Genomic DNA, 22153 nt, shown 5'->3' with positions numbered 1-22153 from the left:
CGTCTAGTCGTTCCGTGGCTTTGAACTTGTCCCAACCAGCGAACGAATCCGGCTGGCCGCCGCCTCGGCCTGTTCGCCGCCGACCGGGACCCGAATCGGCTCCCGACCGGCGCGCTCGATGACGAGTTCCTCGGACCGGCTGGCGTAGTAGAGGCCGGCGAGCGCGGCCGCGACGGCGAGCAGGACGACGCCGACCAGCACGAGGACGTCCGTGAGCACGCCGAAGAGGCTCGAGAAGGTCCCTATCATCTGGCCCACGTCGCCGACGGCCTGGTTGTTCGGCACGGAGGTCCCGTCGAGCGTCGAGAGGACGCCGCTGCTGTGCAGGAGGTAGCCGCCGCCGACGAGGATGGCCCCGTAGACGACGCTCCGGACGGCCCAGGAGAGATACCGCCGCCGTCCCGTGGTCTGGACGCTCGCGTCCACGACGTTCGGCCTGTCGGCGTGGTCGAACTGGCGGTCCCCGCCACCCGGCATGAACGCCAGGACGCGGTGGCTCGTCACCGCTATCCGGGCGTCGTCGACCGTGATCTCCTCTTCTATCTCCTCGCCCGCGAACAGGATATCCGCCAGACGGTCGTCAGTCGTCTGGGACAGCGGGGACTCGTGCATCGTTTATCGATGCACTCACAGACATAAATAAGATTGCGGCTCCCGTTTCTCGGGCCACCGACGCTCGACGCCCGAACCTATCTCTCGCTATAGATTTTCGCCGTCGAAACGACGACCCTTCGGCCGGCGGGCGTGACTCGACGGACACCGGCGGGCCGACTCGACGACGGAGAACCGGGTGAGCGCCCGAATCCGGGGGCGGCACCGCACGTACCGCCGGTGGCGGCCCACCAGATACAAATCCGGCGGCCCGGAACGGACGGGCATGGACGACGAACGACTCTGGCTCGTCGAGCGGACGTACACGCAGCGCGACCTCATCACGCTGGTGTACGCCACGCCGGACGGCGAGCGCTACCTGCGGAAGGAGCGGTCGGGCCACCTGGGCGGCGACGCAACTGCGGCCATCGACGTCGCACCCGACCGCCTCACGCGCGTCGACGACGACGAGGAGAGGGAACGCTACGCCGCCGAAGCCTCCCGGATGGCCGAGAAGCACGACCCCGACGCCACCGTCTGACGGGACCGTCGGGGACGTCGTCCGACCGCCGGTGAAATCTCCGAGACCGACAGTGAGGCACTCTACCCCCCGATAGTTACCGTTTAGCATGGAACAGTAAGACTTTATGTGAGTTGGCGTAACCGCCAACCATGGCTGCAATCGAACTGAACGGGGTGACGAAACGGTTCGGCGACGTCACCGCCGTCCGGGACCTCTCTCTGACCGTCGAGGAGGGAGAGGTGTTCGGGTTCCTCGGTCCCAACGGGGCCGGTAAATCCACCACCATCAACCTGCTTCTCGACTTCATCCGCCCGACGGAGGGCGACGTGCGCGTACTCGGCTACGACGCCGAGGAAGACAGCGTCGCCATCCGTCGACGGACCGGCGTGCTCCCCGAGGGCTTCTCCGTCTACGACCGACTGACGGGCCGCCAGCACGTGGAGTTCGCCGTCGAGTCGAAGGAGGTCGACGACGACGTCGACGCTATCCTGCGCCGCGTGGGCATCAGCGACGCCGCCGACAGGAAGGCCGGCGGCTACTCGAAGGGGATGGCCCAGCGCCTCGCGCTCGGGATGGCGCTGGTCGGCGACCCCGACCTGCTCATCCTCGACGAACCCTCGACCGGACTCGACCCCAACGGCGCGCGAGAGATGCGCGAGATAGTCCGCGAGGAGGCCGACGGCGGCACGACGGTGTTCTTCTCCAGTCACGTCCTCGGGCAGGTGGAGGCGGTCTGTGACCGCGTGGGCATCCTCCGCGAGGGCGAACTGGTCGCCGAAGACTCCATCGCGGGGCTCCGCGAGGCCGTCGGCACCGGCACCACGCTCCGCGTCGAGACGGCGTCGGACCCCGCCGGCGCTATCGATGATATCCGTGCCATCGACGGCGTCTCCGGCGTCACCCGCGAGGCCGACGTGCTCCTCGTCGACTGCGAGGCCAGCGCGAAGACGGCCGTCATCGCGGCGCTGGAGAACGCTGGCGTCGACGTGCGGGACTTCGACACGCGCGAGGCGTCGCTCGAAGACCTGTTCGTGGCCTACACCGAGAACCGGGAGGTGCCGGCATGAGCTGGCAGGCCGTCGCGCGCAAGGACTTCCAGGACGCCGTGCGCTCGCGCTGGCTGTGGGTGCTGACCGCGCTGTTCGTCGTCGTGTTCGCCGCGCCCGCGCTCCTCATCTTCGGCGGGGGACTCGGCAACGCGCCCAGGCAGGGGTCCGGCAGCAGCGACGCCTACCTCTTCCTGATGAAGCAGGGGACGTCCATCCTCGTGCCGCTCATCTCCATCGTCGTCGCGTACGCCTCCATCACCCGCGAGCGCGAGTCGGGGACGCTGAAGCTGCTGCTCTCGCTGCCGCACTCCCGCGACGACGTGGTGTTCGGCAAGGTGCTCGGGCGAAGCGCCGTCGTCGGCCTCTCCATCCTCGTCGGCGTCGTCGTCACCGCCGTCGCGCTGGTGGTCGTCGGACTCCAGTTCAAGATAGTCAACTACCTGGTGTTCGTGCTCCTGACGCTCCTGCTCGGTCTGGTGTTCGTCGGGTTCGCGACGGGCGTCTCCGCCGTCGCGAGCACGAGCCGCCGCGCGATGGTGGTCTCGACCGGCGTCTACATCTTCATGGTCGTCCTCTGGAACGCCTTCGCCAACCAGGTCGCCGAACTGCTGAACAAGGGGCTCGACGTGGGCACCGCCGGTCAGTTGAAGACCGTGCTGTTCATCAAACTGCTGAACCCGACCGCGGCGTACAAGACGCTGCTGGACACGGCGCTCCTCGGCAGCCAGTTCAACGCCCGCATCACCACGTTCAGCTTCTTCACCCGGCAGCCCGCCGCCAACGCCATCGGCAAGCCGCTGCCCGTCTACTACGGCGACATATTCGTCGCCGCCTACATGCTCGCCTGGCTGTTCGTTCCGGTAGCGGTCGGCTACCTCGTGTTCAGGGACGCCGAGCTCTGAGCAGCGTCCTCGACCGTCCGCCAATCGCGCCGCCGCCTCGACCGCTCCGACGTCGACCCGGCGGAGACTTCCCGCGTTCTATCCGACGTCCACGCCCCGCTCCGCGAGCAGGTCGCGGAACTCCTCGCCCGAGAGCTCGGGCACGCCCTCGTCGTCGGCGTCCCGGCGCTTGGTCGTCCCCGGATTCTCCCCGACGACGAGGTAGTCCGTGTTGCCGGAGACGCTGCCCGTCGCGTTCGCGCCGTGCGTCTCGATTAGTTCCTCGAGTTCGTCTCGTGGCCGGTCCAGCGACCCCGTGAAGACGAAGGTGAGGCCCGCCAGTTCGTCGCCGCCCTCTGTCTCGGGGGGCCGTGGGTCGACGTACTCCAGCAGGTCGTCGAGCGCGGCCGCGTTCCGCTCGGAGTCGAAGAACTCCCGAATCTGGTCGGCGACCTTCGGTCCGACGTCGGGCACCGACGTCAGTTCCTCGCGGGACGCCGACCGCACGCGCTCGACGTCGCCGAACTCTCGGGCGAGTTCCCGGGCCGTCGCCGGCCCGACCTTCGGGATGCCGATGGCCGACAGGAAGGCGGCGAGCGACGGCCGCTTCGACGCTTCGAGTTCCGCGAGCAGGTTCTCCGCGCTCGTCTCACCCCAGCCAGCCAGTTCGACCAGGTCCGCCTTCTCGAGGCGGTAGAGGTCGGCGAGGCTGTCCTCGACGAGGCCGGCGTCGAGCAACTGGTCGACGCGCTCCTCGCCCAGCCCCTCGACGTCGAGGCCGTCGTCGCTGGCGTAGTACTCGACGGCGCGGCGCAACTGCGCGTCGCAGGCCAGTCCACCGGTGCAGTAAGCGATGGGGCCGTCGCGCTCGACGGCGCTGTCGCAGACCGGGCAGTGGTCGGGCATCTCGTAGTGGCCCTCGCTCCGTTTCTCGACCACTTCGTCGACGTACGGGATGACGTCGCCCGCGCGCTCGACCCGCACCACGTCGCCGACGTTGACGTTCTTCTCCGCTATCTCCTCGGGGTTGTGGAGGCTGGCGCGCGAGACGGTGACGCCGCCGACGTCGACCGGTTCGAGCAGCGCGACGGGGGTGAGCCGGCCGGTGCGGCCGACCTGCACCGTCACGTCCGTGATGGGCGTCTCCTCGGAGCGCGGCGGGAACTTGTACGCGTACGCCCAGCGGTAGTGGCGGGCGGTCGTCCCCAGCCGTTCGCACTGCTCCAGGTCGTCGACCTTGATGACGACGCCGTCGATCTCGTAGTTCAGGTCCTCGCGGTCGGCCGCGAGGTCGTCGCGGTAGTCGATGGCGTCCTCGATGGTGTCGACGCGCTCCGTGCGGTCGGTGGCCGGGAGGCCGTACTCCGGCAGGGCCTGCCGTTCCGCCCAGTTCGAGTCGTACTCCTCGGAGACGCCGTCGTCGTTCGACCGGACGGCCAGCACGTCGTAGAAGAAGCAGTCGAGGGGGCGCTCTGCGGTCACGGAGGGGTCGAGCTGGCGCAGCGAGCCCGCCGCCGCGTTCCGGGGGTTGGCGAACGGCTCCTCGCCGCGCTCGACGCGCTCGCGGTTGAACGCCCGGAAGGCGTCCCGGGGCATGTACGCCTCGCCCCGGACGGCGAGGAAATCGGGGTAGTCGCCGCGCAGTCGGTGGGGAACGCTGGCGATGGTGCGGACGTTCTCGGTGACGTCCTCGCCCGTCTCCCCGTCGCCCCGGGTCGCGGCGCGGACGAACTCGCCGTCCTCGTAGACGACCTCCAGGGAGAGACCGTCGAACTTCGGCTCGCAGACGTAGTCCACGCCGTCGACCTCGCGGCGCACTCGCTCGTCGAACGCGCGGACGTCGTCGGGGTCGCCGCTGGAGTCGATGGAGAGCATCGGCGCGACGTGCTCGACGGTGCCGAGTTCCTCGACCGGTTCGCCGCCGACCCGTCGCGTGGGACTGTCCTGCGTCCGGAGGTCGAACGCCGATTCGAGGTCCTGCAGGCGCGAGAAGAGGGCGTCGTAGGTGCGGTCGGCGACGAGCGGGTCGTTCTCGACGTAGTAGCGGTAGTCGTGGTAGCGGATGGCCTCCCGCAGCTGCTCGACCTGCTCGCGCGCCGCCTCCTCGCTCAGCTGCTCGACGGGGGCGAAGTCGGTCGACGGGTCCTCGACGTACGGATTCTCGGCGCTCACCGTTGCCATCACTCTGCTGGTTGTCTCGCGCTCGGTTATAAGTTCGTGGCCGAGCGGCGACCCCGGCCACGACACTCATCCGACTCGCGGGCGGAAGGGAAGACGCCATGGGGAACCAGAAACGGCCGAGCGACGAGGTGGACGAGAAGCAACTCGAACTGGCCCGCGAGGAGGGCGACGCCTACCACGAGGCGCTGCAGTACATGGCGACGGAGGTCGCTCACACTGGCGACACGCGGGAGGCGGGCGACTTCCTCGTCGGCATCGCCCAGGAGGAGGCCGAGGGGATGTACCACCCGACGGACGACGGCCTGGAGTGGGTCGAACCGGACGAGGAGAACTGCCACATCGAGGTGGCGGTCGCCGACGCGGTCGACCACCGGTTCGTCCCGGAGCTGGCGGTTCGCGCCACCCTGGAGTCCGAGGACGGCGAGGAGGTTGGGCCGTTCGAGGTGCCGTTCGTCTGGCACCCCGGACTCCACCACTACGGCAAGAACGTCGAGGTGCCCGGAGACGGCTCCTACGACGTCCACGTCGAAATCGACGCGCCGGCGTTCATGCGCCACGACGAGACGAACGGCGACCGGTACGCCGAGTCGGTGTCGGTCACCTTCGAGGGCGTGGACGTCGAGACCGGCCAGGACTGAGTCAGAACTCGCCGAGGCGCGACTGGCCGCCGTCCGTCTCGACGCCGGCCATCGTCGCCGCGGTGTCGAGCGTGTTCTCCAGCGTCGACTCCTGGCTGCCGTCGTAGAGGGTCGCCGCCGGGTGGACGCATATCAGGACGTCACGGCGCTGGCCGCCGAGTTCGACCGTCTCGACCGACCCGGCCTCCTTCGTCACGGCGACGTCCCGGTCGAGGAGGTGCTCGCTCGGGACCTTCCCGAGCGTGACGACCACGTCGGGGTCGACCTGGTCGATCTCGGATTCGAGGTACTCGCGGCAGTTGTTCAGTTCCTCCTTCGTCGGGTCGCGGTTCTCCGGCGGGCGACAGCGCACGCAGTTGGTGATGCGCACGTCCTCGCGCTCGATGCCGAACTCCTCCAGTTTGTCGTCGAGGACGCTCCCGCTGCGCCCGACGAACGGTTCGCCCTGCTGGTCTTCCTGCTTGCCGGGACCCTCGCCAACGAACAGCAGGTCGGCGTCCCCGGGGCCGACGCCGTTGACTATCTGACTCCGACACTCGACCAGCGCCGGACAGCGCGTACACTCCGTCACTTCGAGACCCTCCATCGTGCCCATATCCCGGCAGACGAGCGAGACGTATTAAATCTCGGTGGCCTGCGACGCGCGACGGCGGTCCACCGCCTCACTCGGCGACGACGAAGACGAACTCGCGGAGGAGTTTCCCGGCGAGGGCGGCGGCCTGGCCGTCGTCGCGGTCGTTGACCTCGACGGCGTCGAAGCCGACGACCGCGGCGTCGTCGGTCGAGGCCACGTCGTCCGCGACGGCCCGAACCGCATCGCGCATCTCGCGGGGCGAGAGGCCGAACGGCTCCATCGTGCCGGTCCCGGGGGCGAAGCCCGGGTCGGCGGCGTCGACGTCGACACTCAGGTAGACGTCGCCGTCGAGCGCCGGGCCGTCGACGCCGGGCGTCCAGTCGGCCACGTCCTCGGGCGGGACGACGGTCACGTCGTCCTCGGTGGCGCGTTCCCACTCGCCTTCGTCGCCGGTCCGCGCGCCGAGGACGACGGCCTCGTCGGCCACGTCGAGGGCGTGTCGGGTGACGGTCGCGTGGCTCAACGGATTGCCGTCGTAGGCCTCGCGAAGGTCGAGGTGGGCGTCGAGACAGACGAAGACGTCCGGGTCGGTCGCGCGAACGCCCGCGACGGTGACGGTGTGTTCGCCGCCGAGCAGAAGGGGGACGGCGTCGTCCCAGCGAACGTCGGTGAGGACGCCCTCGAGATACTCCAGATACTCGGCGGCGTCGTCCCACGCGCGGACGTCGCCGTGGTCGTGGACGGCGAGGTCGGAGAAGTGCCGGCCGGTCCGGTGGTCGAAGTCGTCGAACGTCCGGGCGAACCTCCTGACGCGGTCGGGGCCGAACCGGGTGCCGGGCTGGAACGTGGTAGAAACGTCGAGCGGCGCACCGACGACGACGAAGTTGGCCGTCTCACGGTCGGCGACCGCTCCAGGGAACATCTATTCGAGGATCTTGCGCTGCTCTTCCATCTCGAGGTACTCGATCTGGTCGTCGGGCGAGAGGTCGACGTCCTCGGGCGTCTGGATGGAGATGGTCTCGTACGTCTCGAGGTCCATCACCTGCGCGACGGTGGCGCTCTCGATGCTGACGACCTGACCCTGCTTGCGCTCGATGATGGGGACCCAGATCTTCGCGTCGACCGGCTGGCTGAGGCTGCGCTTCTTGCCGTCGAAGACGCCTTCGGCCTCGATGCGGGCCTTGGCGCTGCCGTGTTTGCCGGGCTTGGCCGTGCTGTAGGAGTTTATCTTACAGGGAGCGTCCTCGACCATCACGTAGTTTCCTTCCTGAAGGTCACGCACTTCCTTCTGCTCTTTTGCCATACCGCGGGATTGCGCATCCTCGGGTATAAACGGTTTGGAAACGCGTCGCTGCCGGTCCAAATCGGTAGTGAGAAGGACGCGAGAGCGCGATTAGGACCCGAACGGGAGACGTTTTCCACGACCCGTCGACCGTGGCTGGTCTCACCTCATTTCTCGAACGCCGCTTTCGCGTCGTCCGATACCTGGTCTTCACGACCGCCTTCCGACGGTTACTGCGTCGCTTCGGCCCCGTCCGTTGACCTCGGTACCGTCTTACCGGCCACTCGGCGTTCGCTCCGCTCTCGCTCCCTATCGGAAGCGCGAGCCGTTCGGCTCGCCCGCGCGGCTCCCGCGACGGCATACCTGCACCGTCGATAATTGTGAACCTCTCGACGTTTGCGACACGCTACCGCGACGACGGGAGCGGCCGAGCCGCCGGAGTCCGGAGCCATCGCCGAATTTTGCGAGTTGCTGTCATTCTCGTGACGATGAGTTTTTCCCTCTGGACTCCGGAGTGTCAGGAAACACATGGACGGTATCGACGGGGACCGGTCCCCCGACGAGAGCGAAGTCCACCGCGTGCACCACGACCTGGACAGCGACCAGGCGCTGAGCACGACCATAACGGTCGCGGTCGCCGACGCGGCAGGCGTCGAACCGTCCGACATCCCCGAACAGTTGTACGACGTCATCGACCCCGAGGCGCTCGACAAGCTCTTCGAACCGCGAGACGACGGAACCCCGCGCAGGGGTGGCCGCCTCTCGTTCTCCCTGTACGGACACCACGTCACCGTCGACGGCGACGGCACCGTGACCGTCCAGCCCGGCCTCGCGCGAATCAAGGAGCGCGGCGGTAACCTCCTCGTCGTGGGGGCGGTCCCCGACACCGTCTTCGACGCCGCGAGCACGTTCCTGCTCGGCGAGACCGCCTGCGGCCGGACCCGGGTGTTCGCGCTCCACGACCGCGGCGTCTCGACGGCCAGCAACCGGCTCTCGATGGCGGACTCCTCGGGCGAAGACGCCCACGTCATAAACTACCACACCGGTGCGCGCTCGGCCGCCGACGCCGACTCGCGACCAGTCGAACCGACCGTCGAACCGGTCACGGGCGACGCCGACGACCTCCGCGAGACCGTCGTCGACACCATCGAGCGACTGGACGACGAGCGCGAGTTCGACCCGGCCGAACTCCGGCTCTGCTTCGACTCGCTCCGGCCGGTCGTCGAAGACAACGCCGAGGACGAGGTCGACGCGTTCCTCGGACCCATCTGCCGGGCGGTCGAGGACGTCTCCGGGATGGCCCACTACGTCCTGCCGGTGGAGTACGGCTCGCGGCCCGTGCGTGCCATCGCGAGCAAGTTCGACGCCATCGTCGAACTGCGCGCCCGCGACGCCGGGGCGCAACAGCGGTGGCACCTCCGGACGACCGGCCACACGACCGAGTGGTTCGACCTCTGAACCGGCCGGGCGACCGCGGGGGCGACGACGGCCGGGCGACCGCAAGGACGACGACGGCCGGGCGACCACCGCGGTGGCCGCCGACCTCTCGTAACGCCCTTCACTGCCGCGTCCGTAGCGCGACCGATGACCGACGAGACGCGAGCACGGCGGTCGTTCGAGACCCACGACGCCTTCGAGCGACGGGAGACGGGCGAGTTCGTCGCGACGACGACGCCGTTCGACGCGACGGTGCGCACGGCGGACGAGGAGAGCGACGGCGAGACGGACGGCGACGCCGCGGTGACCGTTCGGCTGCCGACGCTGGACGCCGTCGTCGCCGGCGAGACGGTCGCGGAGGTCGTCGAAGACGGCTGGTACGAGACGCTGGAGCGTCGCCTCGACGACGTCCACACCGTCGCGCAGGCCGACGACGCTACGCCCCCGGAGATAGGACGTGAGGGGGCCGAGGTGGTTCTCACCGTCTCGTTCTCGACGACGCCGGCCCCCGAGGACGCGCTGGCCGTCGTGGAGTACGCGGAGGGAACCTGGGTACAGGGCATCGTTCCGGGCTACGACTACCGCGAACCGGCGGCGGGGCTGATCGATCGGGCGCGACAGAACTACGACGAGGGGGAGGAGGGGACGCGAGAGCGCCGGTGAACGAGAACGGCTAGTCCATCGCGATGTAGGTCTGGGTGTCCTCGACGCCGCTGATACCCTGGATGCCGGTGGCGGCGATCTCTTTCACCTCGGCGGGACTGTCGACCGTGACCTTCACGATGAGATCGACGTCTCCGGCGACGATGTGAGCGTCCTCCACGCCGTCGAGGTCGCGGATGGAGTCTTTGAGGCGGTCGGCCTCGCTCGTGTTCGCCTTGACCATGATGTAGGCGGGAACCATCTCAGACACCTCCCGCGGTGGCGCGACTGGCGTTACCGACGAGAATCTGGCGCACGTCCTCCAGCACGGCGAAGTCGGCGAGCACGGCGATGCGGTCGCCCAACTCCAGCGAGTCGTCCGGGAACGGGATTCGCATCGGCTCGTCCTGCTTGCCGAAGGCGAGCAGCCGGGAGTTGGCGGGCAGTTCGAGTTCGCTGATGGAGTAGCCCCGCATCGGCGACTCGTCGGTTATCGTCAACTCGACCACCTGGAGGTTCTGGGCGATGTCGGCGATGGCGCGGACGTTACCGCCCAGCAGGGCGTTCTTCGCGCCGATGGCACCGAGACGCTCGGGGTAGACGACCTCGTCCACGTCGCTAGCGAACTTCCGGTAGATGTCCTCGCGGTAGTCCTCGTCGATGCGCAGGACGGTCCGGCAGCCGTGGTGTTTGCCGACCATGCAGGCCGCGAAGTTGACGTTCAGGTCGCCCGTCAGTCCGCCGACCGCGTCCGCCGATTCGAGGTCGGCCTCCTCGAGCACCTCCTCTTTGGAGGCGTCGCCATCGACGACCTCGAACCCGTCGTTGCGCGCCCGGTCCGCCTTGTTCGAGTCGCGCTCGACCAGCACGACGTCGTGGCCCTCCTCCCGGAGCACGCGGGCAGTCCGCAAGCCGACGCGCCCTGCACCAGTGATAACGAATCGCATGCGAAACGGTACGGCAGACGGGTTGAATAACTTTTCTCCGGGGGAAGGTTTTTCTCGCGTGGTAGAGTATGACACAGCGACATGGTGCACGCGTTTATCATGGTCAACACCGCTGCCGGGAAGTCACAGGACCTGCTCGACGCGGTTCGGGGGTTCGACGTCGTTCAGGAGGCCCACATCGTCGCCGGCGACTACGACATCGTCGTCGAGGTCGACGCCGACGAGGTGTACGACGTGCTCCAGACCGCCTCGTCGGACGTGCAGAAACTGGACGGCGTCGTCGACACCAAGACCTACATGGCGATCGACTGACCTGCGGAACGTCGAGTTCGTACGACCTGCGGAGCGAACCGATTGCTCAGTGGTCGAGTTCGTACACGTCGTTGTCCTCGCGGAACGAGTCGAGCCATCCGCGCTGGTCGCGCAGGCGCGGCGGCACCTCCTCGTACACCCGGTCGAACACGTCGTGGGGGTCCGGCTCCGGAGCCGACTCGGCGGTCTCGACCGCCTCGTCCAGCGCCGTCCCCGCTTCCTCCTCGACGCTCTCGACGAACGAGTCGTCGACGACGCCCTGCTCCCGGAGGTACTCCTCGTAGCGGTCGAGCGGGTCGGCTCTCCGCCACTCCGGAAGCTCCTGCTCGGCGTCCTCGTACTTGCTCGGGTCGTCGCTGGTCGTGTGCGCCCCCTGGCGGTAGGTCAGGCTCTCGACGAGCACCGGTTCGCCGTCGCGGGCCGACCGGAGCGCCTCGGCGACCGTCTCCCGCACCGCGAGCGGGTCGTTGCCGTCCACCTGCACGCCGCCGAAGCCGTACGCCCGGGCCTTCTCCGCGATGCTGTCGCTCGCGGTCTGCTGGTGGCGCGGCAGGCTGATCGCCCAGTTGTTGTTCTCGCAGAAGAAGACGACGGGCGCGTCGAAGACGCCGGCGAAGTTCAGCCCCTCGTGGAAGTCGCCCTCGCTGGTCGCGCCGTCGCCGAAGTAACACAGCACCGCTCCGTCGTCGCCGCGGTGGTTCATCGCCATCCCCGCGCCGGTCGCGTGGGGAATCTGGGTGGCGATGGGCACCGCCTGCGGGAAGTTGGGCACGTCGTGGTCCGACGCGAACTCGGGACGGCCCCGACGGAAGAGCAGTACGTCGCTCATCGGGACGTCGCGAGCTATCTGCATCGCGTTCGACCGATAGGTGGGGAAGAGCCAGTCGTCGGCGGCCATCGCCAGCGCCGCGCCGACCTGCGACCCCTCCTGGCCGCGGTACGGCGGCCAGCTACTCATCCAGCCGCGGCGCTGGAGCGCCAGCGCGCGCTCGTCGAACTGCCGCGCCCGGACCATCTGTCGAAAGGTCTCGCGCGCCTCCTCCGCGGAGAACGGCGTCTCCGACAGGTCGCGCTCCCCGATGATGCGGTTCATGCGTGCCGCCATGCGTGCCGCTTTCAAATTCGTTCCGAAAGGAGTCGCGACCGGGGACCCGGTCAGGGGAGCGGGCAGAGACTCGCGGTGAAGACCGCCACGTCGTCGGACTCGTTTCGCGCGCCGTGGACCTCGCCGCGCTCGTGGACGACGACGCCGGGCGCGTCGACGACCGCCTCCGCGTCGCCCTGAACGACGACGACCTCGCCGTCCAGCACGTGGAAGACGTTCGTGCTGTCGCCGTGTTCGTGGGGGTCGAGTTCCGCGCCGGGACCCAGCGCGAACGCCTTCACGAGCACGTCGTCGCTCACGGCCAGTTCCTCGGTCAGCACCTCGTCCGCGTCGGGGTCGAGGTCGGGATAGCGGTCGAGCACGTTCGCCGGAACGGTCCGGCGTGCCTTAGCGATTCGGGAGAGCGAAGCCGACGAGTCGACCGTGACTCGACGCGGCGTCGAGACACCGGGGAGTCCGGGCCCCCGGTCAGTCGCCGTGGTCGTTGTGGTCGGTGATGAACCCGGACTTGAACCCGATCCACGCCAGCACGCTGATGAACAGGATTGGCGGGAGGATGGCGAACCCCCACAGCGGGTCCACTCCCCAGCCCATGAGCAACAGGAGGTCGAACAGTCCCAGCGCGAGGAACGGCGCCACGGCTTTCGCCGCGCGGACGCGGTTCCCCGACTCGCCGGACTCCTCGGTCGGCAGCGGCGTTCCCATGCCAGAGCGTCGGCGCTGCACGACCAAAAACGGGACGGTGTCCGCGGTTCGGTCCCAACAGTGGCGGAGTTTTTGTAGGGTCCGACGAAACGAAGACCGTGACGACGGCATATGGCGGATTTACGACTACGGTGCGCGACATCGTCGACGAGGCGCGCGCCCAGCAGATAACGTTTCTCGCGGCCAGTATCGCCTACTACGCGTTCGTCTCCATCATCCCGGCACTGCTGCTGGCGGTCGCTGCCGCCTCCTTCTTCGGCGGCGAGGCGCTCGCCGCCGAGGTCCAGGCGGCACTCCAGGGGTCTCTCAGTCCCGCTGCCGCGGAGATCGTCGGAGACGTGATTCGCGACCGGTCGGGGCGAGGCGGCGCGACGGTCGTCGGGTCGACCGTCCTCCTGTGGAGCACGCTGAAGGTGTTCCGGGGCCTGGACGAGGCGTTCTCGCGGGTCTACGACACTCACGACGACGGCAGTTTCGTCGAGACCGTCGTCGACGCGGTGACCGTGCTGGCGATAATCGGCGCCGCCGTCGGCGCGATAGTCGCCGTCGAGGCGCTGCTGTCGACGTTCGCGTGGGTACCGTTCGCCGGCCTCGTGGCGTCGGTCGTGCTCCTGTTCTCGCTCCTGCCCGTCTTCCTTCCGCTGTACTACGTCTTCCCCGACGCCGGCGTCTCGCTCCGGGAGGCGCTGCCCGGCGCGCTGGTGGCGACGGTAGGCTGGACCGTCCTCCAGGCCGGCTTCCAGGCGTACTTCGAGCAGGCGGGGCGGTTCGCGGTCTACGGCGTGCTCGGCGGCGCGCTGTTGCTCGTGACGCTCCTGTACTTCGGCGGCATCCTCCTGTTGCTCGGCGTGGTGGTGAACGTCGTCCTCGCGAGGCGTAAGTCGTTCAGGAAAACTAAAGACGCGGCGGACGCCAAGAAAAGACAGCAGGAAGACCGAGGGGACCACATGACCGACGATACTGATCAGTCAGCGCCGGACATCCTCCAACTGCGCGACGACCTGCGACAGGTCCAGTCGGAACTCGAGGATTTCGAGCGCGACGTCGACGAGAGAACGGTCGAGAAGCCACAGCTAGAATCGGAGCTCAAACAGTACGTCCGTAGCCGGATGCGCCGCGGCCACGCCCGCGGATGGGGGCCGTATCTCGTGTTGCTGTACGGGACGCTGATGACGCTCGGCGCGTTCCGCTGGCTCGACGGCGGCTGGGCCATCGCGGGAATGGTCGTCGTCTGGCTGTCGACGCTCGGACTGTACGCGCTGATGCTGCTGGTCGGCTTCGGCGTGAACGCACTCGGCGTCCCGGGACGGGTCGTCGGCCGCGTCCGGGACTGGCGTTCGTAACCATGAGCCGCGAATGGGGGGTTACGGAATGGCTCAGCGAACTGCTACCGACCGTCGTCCGCGAGGCGTTCTCGGTGCTGACGCAACTCGGCGACGCGTGGTTCTTCTTCGTCGTCCTCGCGGTGCTGTACTGGTTCGGCGACCGACGCAGACGCTGGGGGTTCGTCATCGGGGCGACGGTCGGCGCGCTCGCGCTGACGCTGACGCTGAAAGGAGTGTTCGCTCGCCCGCGACCGGACGAGGCGCTCAGGTTCGCCCACGCGTCGGGCTACGGCTTCCCGAGCGGTCACGCCATCGGGTCGACGGTCGTCTGGGGGCTGCTGGCGCTCTCCATCGAGCGGGCGCGCCACCGCATACGCGTCGCCGTCGCGACGGTCGTCGTCGCGCTCGTGGGGTTCTCCCGACTCGCCATCGGCGTCCACTTCGCGGTCGACGTCGTCGTCGGCCTCGTCGTCGGCCTCGTCTACCTCGCCTTCGTCGTCGAAGTCGTCGACTGGCGGCCGCTGCCGATGTTCGCGGTCGCGTCCGTCGTCGCCGCCTCGGCCGTCGTCGTCACGAGCCTCGGCGGCGACCCCGGCACCGTCGCCGCGCCGAGTATCGATTCGGTCGCGGCGTTCGGAGGTGCCGTCGGCGCGCTGGCGGCGTGGCACGCGCTCGACGGCCGCCCGGAAGGGAACGTCGGGTACGTCGCCGCCGTCGTCGGTCTGGCCGTCCTCGGCGCGCTGTCGTACGTCGGTCTCCGGTGGCCGCTCCCGCTCGCCGCGGTGTTCGTCATCAACGGCGTCGCCCAGGGCGGTATCCTGGCGTACCCCCTCGTCGTCGGACGCGTCACGCGCTGAGTCGATTCGTCGCGGTGTTGACGACCCGGGCGAGCGGGTCGCTCTCCGGTGTCGCAACGGATTCTCTCGCAGAAAACGGTGAACTGCCGTCGGTGGTCCGGCTCTCGGCCCGGCGAGTCGGCGGTCGAGTTACGCGCCGGCCTCTTCGAGGACGCCTTCGAGGTCCTCGCGCTGGGTGACGCCGACGAAGCGCTCGACGACGCCGTCGTCGTCCTCGATGACGATGGTCGGAATCGAGCGAACCTGATACTCGTTCGCCACGTCCTGATGCTCGTCCACGTCGACCTTCTCGAACTCGACGCGGTCGCCCCAGTCCTCTTCCAAGTCCTCCAGGATGGGGTCCTGCGTCTTGCACGGGCCACACCAGTCCGCGTAGAAGTCCAGTAGCCTCACAGTCATGCTCTCTTCCCGGACGTTAGTCTGTCCCGCGCATAAGGGTTTCCCACTCCCCGTGGCTTGCCGCGACCGGAACCGCGCGCTGCCCGCGAACCGATTCGTCGACCCGAATCCGGCGAGAAAAAAGACACCGGGTGGCCGGACGGCGAACCGTCGCCGGTCGTCGCCGTCGCGGTCGTGGCGAAACCTTTACACCTGACGGAGACGGACCCCGATGTATGAGCAGTGGCCAGAACTCCGGCGGACTGATGTCCAGCGCCGGACTCGTCCGATATTTCGACGCCGAAGACCGAAACGCCATCCGCATCGACCCCAAGTCGATCGTCGCGTTCGGCGTCTTCTTCGGCGTCCTGATCATCGTCCTGAACTTCCTCGCGCTGTAGCGAGGCCCTTTTTTCCGCGCGCTTCGTAACGCGCCCATGAGTCTCACAGCCGGCGTCGTCGCGGTCCAGGGCGACGTCAGCGAACACGCCGACGCCATCCGTCGGGCCGCCGACGCCCGCGGCCGCGACGTGACGGTCGTCGAGATACGTCAGTCCGGCGTCGTCCCCGACTGCGACCTCCTGTCGCTCCCGGGCGGCGAGTCGACGACCATCTCGCGACTCCTCCACTCCGAGGGTATCGCGCCCGAGATACGCGACCACGTCGCCGACGGAAAGCCGGTGCTCGCGACCTGCGCCGGCCTCATCGTCGCCGCGACGGACGCCGGCGACGAGCGCGTCGAGACGCTCGACCTCGTCGACGCGACCGTCGAGCGCAACGCGTTCGGCCGCCAGAAGGACAGCTTCGAAGCGCCGCTCGCGGTGGACGGACTCGACGACCCGTTCCCGGCGGTGTTCATCCGCGCGCCGCGCATCGCCGACGTGGGCGAGGCGGACGTGCTGGCGTCGTGGGACGACCACCCGGTCGCCGTCCGGGACGGCCCCGTCGTCGGCCTCTCCTTCCACCCGGAACTCACCGACGACGACCGCCTCCACGACCTCGCCTTCTTCCCCGACGAGCGGAAGTAGTCGGGTCCCCGCCCGCGTCCTACTCGACGGTCAGCGTCGTCTTCTCGTCGACGGCCGCGGCTTCCTCGAAGTCGCCGCCGCCGAGCAGGCCGCGGGCCGCGCGCTTGCCCCACTCGACCGCCGGCTGGACGAACGTCTCGACGCCGTACAGTTCGCCCGCGAGGACGCAGGCCGCCTCCATGTTGTACAGCAGTTCGCCGAGGCCGCGCTCGTCGACGCGCTCTATCTCGACGCGGACGTTCGGCCGGCCGGCCGCCGCGAGGCTCGCCTCCGTCGCCTCGAACTCCGCGTCCAGCAGTTCGCCGAGCGACGACCCCCCGAGGTACTCCAGGCCGGGCAGGTCCGTCTCGGGAATCTCGCGGTCCTCGCGCTCGGTCGGGCGGACGAACGACACCATCTTGTCGCGCGGGCCGGCGCGGTAGAGCTGCAGCTGGGAGTGCTGGTCGGTCGCGCCGAGGGCGCGGGCCGGCGTCTGGCCGACGCCGTCCTTGCCGAGGCTCTCGGCCCAGAGCTGGGCGAACCACTCCGCGAACGTCTCCAGCGACTCGGCGTACGGCATCATCGCGTTGACGCTCGCCCCGCGCTCGTCGAGCGCGTAGCAGGCCGCGCCGTAGGCGTACGCCGGCGACTCGAACAGCGACCCGGAGAGGCCGTCGGCCGCGTCGCCCGCTCCCGCGAGGATGGCGTCTAAGTCGTGTCCCTGGATGGCGGCGCAGGCCAGCCCGACGGTCGACAGCGCCGAGAAGCGTCCCGGCACGCCCTCGGGCACGTCGAGCGCGGGCAGGTCGTGGCGGTCGGCGAGGTCCCGGAGGTTGCCCGACTCGCCGGTCGTGACGAAGGTCCGGTCGGTCCAGTCCACGCCCGCGGCGTCCATCGCGTCACGGACGACGAGGAAGTTCGCCAGCGTCTCCGCGGTCGTTCCGGAACGCGAGACGACGTTGACCGCGGTGTCGGACAGGGGGAGGTCGTCGAGGAGCCCCGCGACGTGCTCGGGGTCGACGTTGTCGAGGAAGTAGGCGTCGACGTCCGAGTCGAGCGCGTCGGCGAGCGTGGCCGCGCCGAGCGCGCTCCCGCCGATGCCGACCGTCAGGACGGCGTCGGCGTCCGCGAACGGTTCGACCGCCGACCGTATCTCGTCCGCGTCGGTCGTCCCGGGAAGGTTCAGCGCGGCGTAGCCGTGCTCGTCGTTCGCCCGGCCGTCCGCGATGCGCTCGTGGGCGTCCGCGACCCGTTCGTCGAGCGTTTCCAACTCCGCGCGGGCGACACCGGGCGAGGCGACGTCGTCCAAGGCGTTGCCGAGGTCTACGCGCATGCTCGAACCGGCGGTATCCCCGGTGAAAAAGCCATCCACTTCGACGTTCGAGGCGGGTCCCCGCCGTCGAATCGGTGACGGAGCGGTCGCCGCGAATCGGCGACTGAGAGAAGCGGCAGTCCCGACGTCCCGGAAGCCGGACCGCTCAGGCGGCGACGGGTCGGACCGGCGACGGACGCGGTCGCGGTGGCGTTCGACCGCTCCTCGCAGGTGGGTTCGTCGTCCCGGCCCCGCTTCTCGCCGAAGTCGCTCGCCGCGAGGTTCGCGTTCAGGACCGAGTGGTCGAAGTAGACGCGCTCGGAGGCGGTCGTGTCGTACTTCCCATAGAGCTGAATCCGGCCGGCAGCACCGGAGAGTCGCTTCAGTTCGGCCGCGTCGAAGCGCACGCGCACCGTGCCGTCGTCGAGTTCGACGAACTCGGCGGCGAGCGCGAGTCAGCGGTCGGCGACGCCGTCGGCGCGGTCGAACGCGTTACAGAGCGCCCCACCCAGCGCGCCGCCGGCACCGGCGAGCGCGCTACCGACGGCGGGCGCGACGACGCTCGCGACGAGGACGAACAGCCAGAGTTCGGGCCGCGTCGCGAACGACTGGTGGACCGCGACGAAGACGTACCCCACGCCCGCCGCCCCGCCGGCGACGATGCCGAACCACAGGCCCCGACGCGCGTCGCCGCCGGCGACCCCCAGCAGGAGACCGCCGGCGAGAAACGCGGCCGCGAAGCGTTCGAACGACGCCAGCGCGTCCGCCGCGGGGAGGTACTCGGGCGCGGCGAGTGCGGCGAGGAGGACCGCCGCGACCGGGACGGCGGGCCACGGCGCGGAGTCGTCGACCGTCGCGCCGAGGGCGCTGGCGACGAGCAGGAAGCCGACGACGATGCCGACGCCGAGCGCGACGGCGACGCCGGCGGTGGCGGCGCCGTCGACGCCGCCGACGGCGTAGCCGAGACCGACCGCTCCGGAGAGGGCGGCGACGAGGAGCGCGAAGTGGGGACGCATACCATCGACTCTCGCTCGACCGTCAAAAATCTTCAGCACGGGTCGAGGAGTCCGGAGGACGACCGGTCAGACTCAACCGTCAGGATACGGAATCTCGCGCGTCTCGCCGTCCTCGGGGACGAACACCTCGCCGTCGAAGGTCTCGCTGGCCTCCGTCAGATGTGCGGAGACGTCCCCGGCGTACCGGGAGGAGATGTGGGTGAGCGCGAGCCGGACCGCGCCGGCGCGCTGGGCGATTTCGCCGGCATGTGCCGCGGTGGAGTGGGCGGTGTCGGCGGCGCGGTCGGCGCGGTCGCTAGCGAACGTGGCGTCGTGGACGAGGAGGTCGGCGTCCTCCGCCGCGGCGACGACCTGCTCGCTGGGCCGGGTGTCGCCGGTGTAGACGAACCGTCGTCCGGGACGGGGGTCGCCGACGACCTGCTCGGGACGGACGACCGTGCCGTCGTCGAGTTCGACCGGCTCGCCCTCGTGGAGCTTCGAGAACTTCGGACCGACCGGAACGCCGAGTTCCTCGGCCCTCTCGCGGTCGAATCGGCCCTTGCGGTCGTCCTCGACCAGCGCGTAGCCGACGGCGTTGGCGTCGTGGTCGGTTCGGAACGTCCGGACCTCGTACTCCTCGCGGCGGACGACCGTCTCGCCCGGCGCGACCTCCGAGACGCGGACGGGGAACGACGGGCGGTTGCCGGCGGCGTGAACCAGGTCGTTCACGTCGTCGCCGGTGCCGCGAGGAACGTGGATGGTCAGGGGGTCCTCGCGCTCGTTGAAGTCCATCGTCTGGACGAGACCGGGAATCCCGAGGACGTGGTCGCCGTGGAGGTGGGAGACGAAGACGTCCGAGACGGCGAACCCGGTGCCGAAGCGCATCATCTGGCGCTGGGTTCCCTCCCCGGCGTCGAACAGCAGGCGGTCGCCCTCGCGGTTGACGAAGACGGCGCTCGGGTTTCGCCTCGTGGTCGGCACTGCCCCGCTGGTTCCGAGGAAGGTGACGCGCATCGACATCAGTCGTTCGACGTTGGGGGCTGGACTGCTAAACCGGCTTCGAAACCGTGACTGCTCCGGCGAACGAGGACCGCGGTCGAAACGCGAACTTAACGATGCGATTAGAGGACGGGCGACCGCTTGCAGGTTCGGCCTAACTGTCGGCGTCGAAGGGGGTCCCCGTGAACGGTCTGGCGCGTTTATCCGGGGACTCGTCGTTCGGTATCGTGCGGCTCAGGAGGGAGATATGACACGCGACCCGAGAACTGTTAGCGTCGCCGTCATGGTCGTCCTCGTCGTGTTCGCCAGTGGAGCAGCTGTATCGCTGGCGGCAGCGACGTCGACCAACGCGGCAACAGGCACAGAGTTATCGAACACACAGGAAGAGGAGACGGAAGCGAGCATTACTATCAACGAACAGAGGAGTGACGGCGAGCAGATCGTCATCGAGTCGGTGACGATGTCCGAGGGCGGCTTCGTCGCCATCCACGACCAGACCCTGCTCGAAGGCGAAGTCGTCGACAGCGTGCGCGGCAACTCGGTGTATCTCGAACCGGGCACGCACGAGAACGTCACCGTCACGCTCGCCGAACCCATCAACGAGAGCCAGCCGCTCATCGCCATGCCGCACCTGGACACCAACGACAACCAGGTGTACGACTTCGTCATCGGCGGGGGCGACGTCGACGGTCCGTACACGTCGGCCGGCGAAGTGGTGATCGACCAGGCCGACGTCACCGTCGGTGCCCCGACCGAGGAAGCCCAGCCGACCGAAGAGCTGGTGTTCCAGGTCGAGGAGATGAACATCGACGAGTGGTCGTTCGTCATCGGTGACAGCACCGAGCCAGACCGCACCGTGCGGGTCAGCGACGTGACGCTGCGCGACCAGCAGGTCGACGTGAACCTCACCGAACTCCTCATGGGCGGTACCGTCGAGGAGTCGGTCAGCGGGACCGACCAGGAGGAGATAGAGGCGGCCGCCGAGGACGCCCAGGAGCAAGCCGAGGACGCTCAAGAACAGGCCGAGGACGCTGACACCGACGCACCGAGCGACATCGAGACGGTCCGCGTCGTGCTGTCCGACGTCACCGTCGAGAACGTGACCTTCACCTTCGAGATGCCCCGAGACGTCCAGATGCCGGCGATGCCGGGCGCACCCGAACAGCCGCAGGACGTCTCGCGGCTGTCGGCGAACGTCACGTTCGAGAACCAGACCACGGCCGGTGAGACCGTCACCGTCGACTCCGTGAGCATGTCCGAGGGCGGCTTCGTCGCCATCCACGACCGGAGCCTGCTCGACGGGAACGCGGTCGGGAGCGTCGTCGGGACGTCCCAGTACCTCGAACCCGGCACCCACGAGGACGTGACGGTGAGACTGGAGGAGCCGATAGAACGGAGCCAGGTCCTCATCGCCATGCCGCACCTGGACACCAACGGCAACCAGGTGTACGACTTCTCGAAATCGGACGGCCAGAAGGACATCCCGTACGTCGTCGACAACCAGGTCGTCATCGACCCCGCGCTGGTGAGCGTCGAGGGTGCCGAGACGACCACGCCGGCCGAAGAGGAAACCACTACGCCGGTCGAAGAGGAGACGACCACGCCGGTCGAGGAAGAGACCACCACGCCGGTCGAAGAAGAGGAGACGACGACGGTCGAAGAAGAGGAGACGACCACGCCGGCTGAAGAAGAAACCACGACGCCGGTCGAGGAAGAGACCACCACGCCGGCTGAAGAAGAGACCACGACTCCTGCCGAGGAAGAGGAGACCACGACGCCCGCCGAGGGCGTCGAGGACGTGACGGACCTCGGGCCGTCGCTCGACGTGATGAATCTCGAAGCGCCGCTGAACGCCACGGTCGGCGAGACGCTGATGGTCAACGTGACCGTCACCAACCCGACCGACCAGGAGCTCACCCAGGCGGTCGACTTCCGGCTCGACGGTGACGTGGTCCAGCGCAAGAACGTCACGCTCGGTCCGGGCGAGAACGCGTCGATAACGTACGAGGTCGACACCAGCGACGTCGCGCCCGGTACGTACACGCACGGCGTCTACACGCGCAACTTCGGCGAAATAGCAGCCATCACGCTGCAGACGGCCGAAACCACCACGCCGGCCGAAGAGACGACCACGACGCCCGCGGAAGAGACGACGACGCCGGCCGAAGCGGAAACCACCACGCCGGTCGAGGAAGAGACGACCACGCCGGTCGAAGAGGAAACGACGACGCCGGTCGAAGCGGAGACCACGACGCCAATCGAAGAAGAAACGACGACGCCAGTTGAGGCGGAGACGACCACGCCGGTCGCAGAAGAGACGACGACGGCCGTCGCCAACGAGACGGTCGCGGAGGAAACGACGACCGCCGAAGCCTGAGACGCCACGTCCGGGCAGTTCGGCATCGAACCGGCG

At 68.7% G+C, this 22153-nt stretch carries 26 protein-coding genes and 1 pseudogene; 12 read left to right on the top strand and 15 right to left on the bottom strand.

Annotated elements, in window-relative coordinates:
• Positions 1 to 3 precede the first annotated feature (3 nt).
• Complete coding sequence (locus ACTF4R_RS06860; RefSeq protein WP_440007132.1) at positions 4 to 612, bottom strand: hypothetical protein; 609 nt, start codon at positions 610 to 612, stop codon at positions 4 to 6.
• 265 nt (positions 613 to 877) lie between these two features.
• Between ACTF4R_RS06860 and ACTF4R_RS06855 the strand changes: the two genes are divergently transcribed.
• The 3 genes from ACTF4R_RS06855 (at position 878) to ACTF4R_RS06845 (ending at position 3065) form a co-directional block, all read left to right on the top strand.
• Positions 878 to 1132, top strand: a complete 255-nt coding sequence (locus tag ACTF4R_RS06855; protein WP_113274787.1) for a DUF7967 family protein — start codon at positions 878 to 880, stop codon at positions 1130 to 1132.
• A 131-nt stretch (positions 1133 to 1263) separates the two neighbouring features.
• Complete coding sequence (locus ACTF4R_RS06850; RefSeq protein ID WP_440007131.1) at positions 1264 to 2181, top strand: ABC transporter ATP-binding protein; 918 nt, start codon at positions 1264 to 1266, stop codon at positions 2179 to 2181.
• Positions 2178 to 3065: an ABC transporter permease gene (locus tag ACTF4R_RS06845; protein WP_440007130.1), complete on the top strand. Its 888-nt coding sequence runs from the start codon at positions 2178 to 2180 to the stop codon at positions 3063 to 3065. The genes ACTF4R_RS06850 and ACTF4R_RS06845 overlap by 4 nt, the downstream gene beginning before the upstream one ends.
• Before the next feature lie 78 nt (positions 3066 to 3143).
• On the opposite strand, the gene ligA is transcribed toward ACTF4R_RS06845, so the two are convergent.
• The gene (gene ligA, locus ACTF4R_RS06840; protein ID WP_440007129.1) at positions 3144 to 5225 is read right to left on the bottom strand and encodes an NAD-dependent DNA ligase LigA; all 2082 of its coding nucleotides are present in this window, start codon (positions 5223 to 5225) and stop codon (positions 3144 to 3146) included.
• A gap of 98 nt (positions 5226 to 5323) precedes the next feature.
• Between ligA and ACTF4R_RS06835 the strand changes: the two genes are divergently transcribed.
• Positions 5324 to 5863, top strand: coding sequence for an iron transporter (locus ACTF4R_RS06835; RefSeq protein ID WP_440007128.1), 540 nt, complete (start codon positions 5324 to 5326; stop codon positions 5861 to 5863).
• A 1-nt stretch (position 5864) separates the two neighbouring features.
• Here ACTF4R_RS06835 and ACTF4R_RS06830 read toward each other — a convergent pair whose 3' ends face one another.
• The 3 genes from ACTF4R_RS06830 to ACTF4R_RS06820 all read right to left on the bottom strand — a co-directional run bounded on the left by ACTF4R_RS06830 (position 5865) and on the right by ACTF4R_RS06820 (position 7740).
• Positions 5865 to 6458, bottom strand: a complete 594-nt coding sequence (locus ACTF4R_RS06830) for a uracil-DNA glycosylase (RefSeq protein ID WP_433626395.1) — start codon at positions 6456 to 6458, stop codon at positions 5865 to 5867.
• Positions 6459 to 6525: 67 nt separating this feature from the next.
• Positions 6526 to 7359, bottom strand: a complete 834-nt coding sequence (locus ACTF4R_RS06825) for an arginase family protein (RefSeq protein ID WP_440007127.1) — start codon at positions 7357 to 7359, stop codon at positions 6526 to 6528.
• Complete coding sequence (locus ACTF4R_RS06820) at positions 7360 to 7740, bottom strand: translation initiation factor IF-5A (RefSeq protein ID WP_440007126.1); 381 nt, start codon at positions 7738 to 7740, stop codon at positions 7360 to 7362.
• Between the two features lie 507 nt (positions 7741 to 8247).
• Between ACTF4R_RS06820 and ACTF4R_RS06815 the strand changes: the two genes are divergently transcribed.
• Positions 8248 to 9177: a DUF7504 family protein gene (locus tag ACTF4R_RS06815; protein WP_440007125.1), complete on the top strand. Its 930-nt coding sequence runs from the start codon at positions 8248 to 8250 to the stop codon at positions 9175 to 9177.
• 126 nt (positions 9178 to 9303) lie between these two features.
• Positions 9304 to 9819, top strand: coding sequence for a DUF5813 family protein (locus ACTF4R_RS06810; protein WP_440007124.1), 516 nt, complete (start codon positions 9304 to 9306; stop codon positions 9817 to 9819).
• Positions 9820 to 9829: 10 nt separating this feature from the next.
• On the opposite strand, the gene ACTF4R_RS06805 is transcribed toward ACTF4R_RS06810, so the two are convergent.
• Both ACTF4R_RS06805 and ACTF4R_RS06800 read right to left on the bottom strand, forming a co-directional pair.
• Positions 9830 to 10060: an Lrp/AsnC family transcriptional regulator gene (locus ACTF4R_RS06805; protein ID WP_113274777.1), complete on the bottom strand. Its 231-nt coding sequence runs from the start codon at positions 10058 to 10060 to the stop codon at positions 9830 to 9832.
• 1 nt (position 10061) lies between these two features.
• Positions 10062 to 10745 (bottom strand): potassium channel family protein, encoded by a 684-nt coding sequence (locus ACTF4R_RS06800; RefSeq protein ID WP_440007123.1) that lies wholly within the window; start codon positions 10743 to 10745, stop codon positions 10062 to 10064.
• Between the two features lie 81 nt (positions 10746 to 10826).
• Here ACTF4R_RS06800 and ACTF4R_RS06795 point away from each other — a divergent pair, with 81 nt between their 5' ends.
• On the top strand, positions 10827 to 11057 hold the full coding sequence (locus ACTF4R_RS06795; protein ID WP_433626379.1) for an Lrp/AsnC ligand binding domain-containing protein: 231 nt from the start codon (positions 10827 to 10829) through the stop codon (positions 11055 to 11057).
• Between the two features lie 46 nt (positions 11058 to 11103).
• Here ACTF4R_RS06795 and ACTF4R_RS06790 read toward each other — a convergent pair whose 3' ends face one another.
• The 3 genes from ACTF4R_RS06790 to ACTF4R_RS06780 all read right to left on the bottom strand — a co-directional run bounded on the left by ACTF4R_RS06790 (position 11104) and on the right by ACTF4R_RS06780 (position 12867).
• Positions 11104 to 12150, bottom strand: coding sequence for a thiamine pyrophosphate-dependent dehydrogenase E1 component subunit alpha (locus ACTF4R_RS06790; protein WP_440007122.1), 1047 nt, complete (start codon positions 12148 to 12150; stop codon positions 11104 to 11106).
• 62 nt (positions 12151 to 12212) lie between these two features.
• Complete coding sequence (locus ACTF4R_RS06785; protein WP_440007121.1) at positions 12213 to 12524, bottom strand: cupin domain-containing protein; 312 nt, start codon at positions 12522 to 12524, stop codon at positions 12213 to 12215.
• 106 nt (positions 12525 to 12630) lie between these two features.
• Positions 12631 to 12867, bottom strand: coding sequence for a DUF8142 family protein (locus tag ACTF4R_RS06780; RefSeq protein WP_113274772.1), 237 nt, complete (start codon positions 12865 to 12867; stop codon positions 12631 to 12633).
• A 131-nt stretch (positions 12868 to 12998) separates the two neighbouring features.
• Between ACTF4R_RS06780 and ACTF4R_RS06775 the strand changes: the two genes are divergently transcribed.
• Positions 12999 to 14210: a YihY/virulence factor BrkB family protein gene (locus ACTF4R_RS06775; protein WP_440007120.1), complete on the top strand. Its 1212-nt coding sequence runs from the start codon at positions 12999 to 13001 to the stop codon at positions 14208 to 14210.
• A gap of 2 nt (positions 14211 to 14212) precedes the next feature.
• Entirely contained in the window at positions 14213 to 15049 is an 837-nt protein-coding gene (locus tag ACTF4R_RS06770) for a phosphatase PAP2 family protein (RefSeq protein WP_440007119.1), read from the top strand.
• 129 nt (positions 15050 to 15178) lie between these two features.
• On the opposite strand, the pseudogene trxA reads toward ACTF4R_RS06770, so the two are convergent.
• Positions 15179 to 15451: pseudogene (gene trxA, locus ACTF4R_RS06765) on the bottom strand (thioredoxin); the annotation flags it as partial.
• A 212-nt stretch (positions 15452 to 15663) separates the two neighbouring features.
• On the opposite strand from trxA, the gene ACTF4R_RS06760 reads away from it, so the two are divergent.
• Both ACTF4R_RS06760 and pdxT read left to right on the top strand, forming a co-directional pair.
• Positions 15664 to 15828 (top strand): preprotein translocase subunit Sec61beta, encoded by a 165-nt coding sequence (locus ACTF4R_RS06760; RefSeq protein WP_113274768.1) that lies wholly within the window; start codon positions 15664 to 15666, stop codon positions 15826 to 15828.
• 36 nt (positions 15829 to 15864) lie between these two features.
• Positions 15865 to 16455, top strand: coding sequence for a pyridoxal 5'-phosphate synthase glutaminase subunit PdxT (gene pdxT / locus ACTF4R_RS06755; protein WP_440007118.1), 591 nt, complete (start codon positions 15865 to 15867; stop codon positions 16453 to 16455).
• A 19-nt stretch (positions 16456 to 16474) separates the two neighbouring features.
• Here the strand turns inward: pdxT and ACTF4R_RS06750 are convergent, their stop codons facing one another.
• From ACTF4R_RS06750 to rnz, 4 genes are all read right to left on the bottom strand, one after another.
• Positions 16475 to 17767, bottom strand: a complete 1293-nt coding sequence (locus ACTF4R_RS06750) for a glucose-6-phosphate isomerase (protein WP_440007117.1) — start codon at positions 17765 to 17767, stop codon at positions 16475 to 16477.
• A complete protein-coding gene (locus ACTF4R_RS06745; protein ID WP_440007116.1) occupies positions 17758 to 18159 on the bottom strand; it encodes a hypothetical protein in 402 nt (133 codons plus the stop codon). Before ACTF4R_RS06745 ends, ACTF4R_RS06750 begins: the two co-directional genes overlap by 10 nt.
• A gap of 42 nt (positions 18160 to 18201) precedes the next feature.
• Positions 18202 to 18762 carry a hypothetical protein gene (locus ACTF4R_RS06740; RefSeq protein ID WP_440007115.1) on the bottom strand — a complete coding sequence of 187 codons (561 nt, stop codon included), beginning with the start codon at positions 18760 to 18762 and terminating at the stop codon, positions 18202 to 18204.
• Positions 18763 to 18834: 72 nt separating this feature from the next.
• Positions 18835 to 19761, bottom strand: a complete 927-nt coding sequence (gene rnz / locus ACTF4R_RS06735; protein WP_440007114.1) for a ribonuclease Z — start codon at positions 19759 to 19761, stop codon at positions 18835 to 18837.
• Between the two features lie 226 nt (positions 19762 to 19987).
• On the opposite strand from rnz, the gene ACTF4R_RS06730 reads away from it, so the two are divergent.
• The gene (locus tag ACTF4R_RS06730; RefSeq protein ID WP_440007113.1) at positions 19988 to 22117 is read left to right on the top strand and encodes a DUF7282 domain-containing protein; all 2130 of its coding nucleotides are present in this window, start codon (positions 19988 to 19990) and stop codon (positions 22115 to 22117) included.
• Positions 22118 to 22153: the final 36 nt, after the last annotated feature.

It is taken from the genome of Halomicrococcus pelagicus (genome assembly GCF_051917725.1).
Taxonomy (GTDB): Archaea; Halobacteriota; Halobacteria; order Halobacteriales; family Haladaptataceae; genus Halomicrococcus.
Note: the sequence above shows the minus strand (reverse complement) of the source record. Positions and strands in the feature narration are given on the sequence as shown.

Bases quoted from the DNA above. Each gene is read 5' to 3' on its own strand.
- ACTF4R_RS06750 (WP_440007117.1), bottom strand. From the start codon at position 17,767: ATGCGCGTAGACCTCGGCAACGCCTTGGACGACGTCGCCTCGCCCGGT.
- ACTF4R_RS06740 (WP_440007115.1), bottom strand. From the start codon at position 18,762: ATGCGTCCCCACTTCGCGCTCCTCGTCGCCGCCCTCTCCGGAGCGGTC.
- ACTF4R_RS06760 (WP_113274768.1), top strand. From the start codon at position 15,664: ATGAGCAGTGGCCAGAACTCCGGCGGACTGATGTCCAGCGCCGGACTC.
- ACTF4R_RS06830 (WP_433626395.1), bottom strand. From the start codon at position 6,458: ATGGGCACGATGGAGGGTCTCGAAGTGACGGAGTGTACGCGCTGTCCG.
- rnz (WP_440007114.1), bottom strand. From the start codon at position 19,761: ATGTCGATGCGCGTCACCTTCCTCGGAACCAGCGGGGCAGTGCCGACC.
- ACTF4R_RS06845 (WP_440007130.1), top strand. From the start codon at position 2,178: ATGAGCTGGCAGGCCGTCGCGCGCAAGGACTTCCAGGACGCCGTGCGC.
- ACTF4R_RS06825 (WP_440007127.1), bottom strand. From the start codon at position 7,359: ATGTTCCCTGGAGCGGTCGCCGACCGTGAGACGGCCAACTTCGTCGTC.
- ACTF4R_RS06820 (WP_440007126.1), bottom strand. From the start codon at position 7,740: ATGGCAAAAGAGCAGAAGGAAGTGCGTGACCTTCAGGAAGGAAACTAC.
- ACTF4R_RS06770 (WP_440007119.1), top strand. From the start codon at position 14,213: ATGAGCCGCGAATGGGGGGTTACGGAATGGCTCAGCGAACTGCTACCG.
- ACTF4R_RS06810 (WP_440007124.1), top strand. From the start codon at position 9,304: ATGACCGACGAGACGCGAGCACGGCGGTCGTTCGAGACCCACGACGCC.
- ACTF4R_RS06835 (WP_440007128.1), top strand. From the start codon at position 5,324: ATGGGGAACCAGAAACGGCCGAGCGACGAGGTGGACGAGAAGCAACTC.
- ACTF4R_RS06780 (WP_113274772.1), bottom strand. From the start codon at position 12,867: ATGGGAACGCCGCTGCCGACCGAGGAGTCCGGCGAGTCGGGGAACCGC.
- ACTF4R_RS06850 (WP_440007131.1), top strand. From the start codon at position 1,264: ATGGCTGCAATCGAACTGAACGGGGTGACGAAACGGTTCGGCGACGTC.
- ACTF4R_RS06855 (WP_113274787.1), top strand. From the start codon at position 878: ATGGACGACGAACGACTCTGGCTCGTCGAGCGGACGTACACGCAGCGC.
- ACTF4R_RS06730 (WP_440007113.1), top strand. From the start codon at position 19,988: ATGACACGCGACCCGAGAACTGTTAGCGTCGCCGTCATGGTCGTCCTC.
- ACTF4R_RS06800 (WP_440007123.1), bottom strand. From the start codon at position 10,745: ATGCGATTCGTTATCACTGGTGCAGGGCGCGTCGGCTTGCGGACTGCC.
- pdxT (WP_440007118.1), top strand. From the start codon at position 15,865: ATGAGTCTCACAGCCGGCGTCGTCGCGGTCCAGGGCGACGTCAGCGAA.
- ligA (WP_440007129.1), bottom strand. From the start codon at position 5,225: ATGGCAACGGTGAGCGCCGAGAATCCGTACGTCGAGGACCCGTCGACC.
- ACTF4R_RS06805 (WP_113274777.1), bottom strand. From the start codon at position 10,060: ATGGTTCCCGCCTACATCATGGTCAAGGCGAACACGAGCGAGGCCGAC.
- ACTF4R_RS06860 (WP_440007132.1), bottom strand. From the start codon at position 612: ATGCACGAGTCCCCGCTGTCCCAGACGACTGACGACCGTCTGGCGGAT.
- ACTF4R_RS06790 (WP_440007122.1), bottom strand. From the start codon at position 12,150: ATGAACCGCATCATCGGGGAGCGCGACCTGTCGGAGACGCCGTTCTCC.
- ACTF4R_RS06795 (WP_433626379.1), top strand. From the start codon at position 10,827: ATGGTGCACGCGTTTATCATGGTCAACACCGCTGCCGGGAAGTCACAG.
- ACTF4R_RS06815 (WP_440007125.1), top strand. From the start codon at position 8,248: ATGGACGGTATCGACGGGGACCGGTCCCCCGACGAGAGCGAAGTCCAC.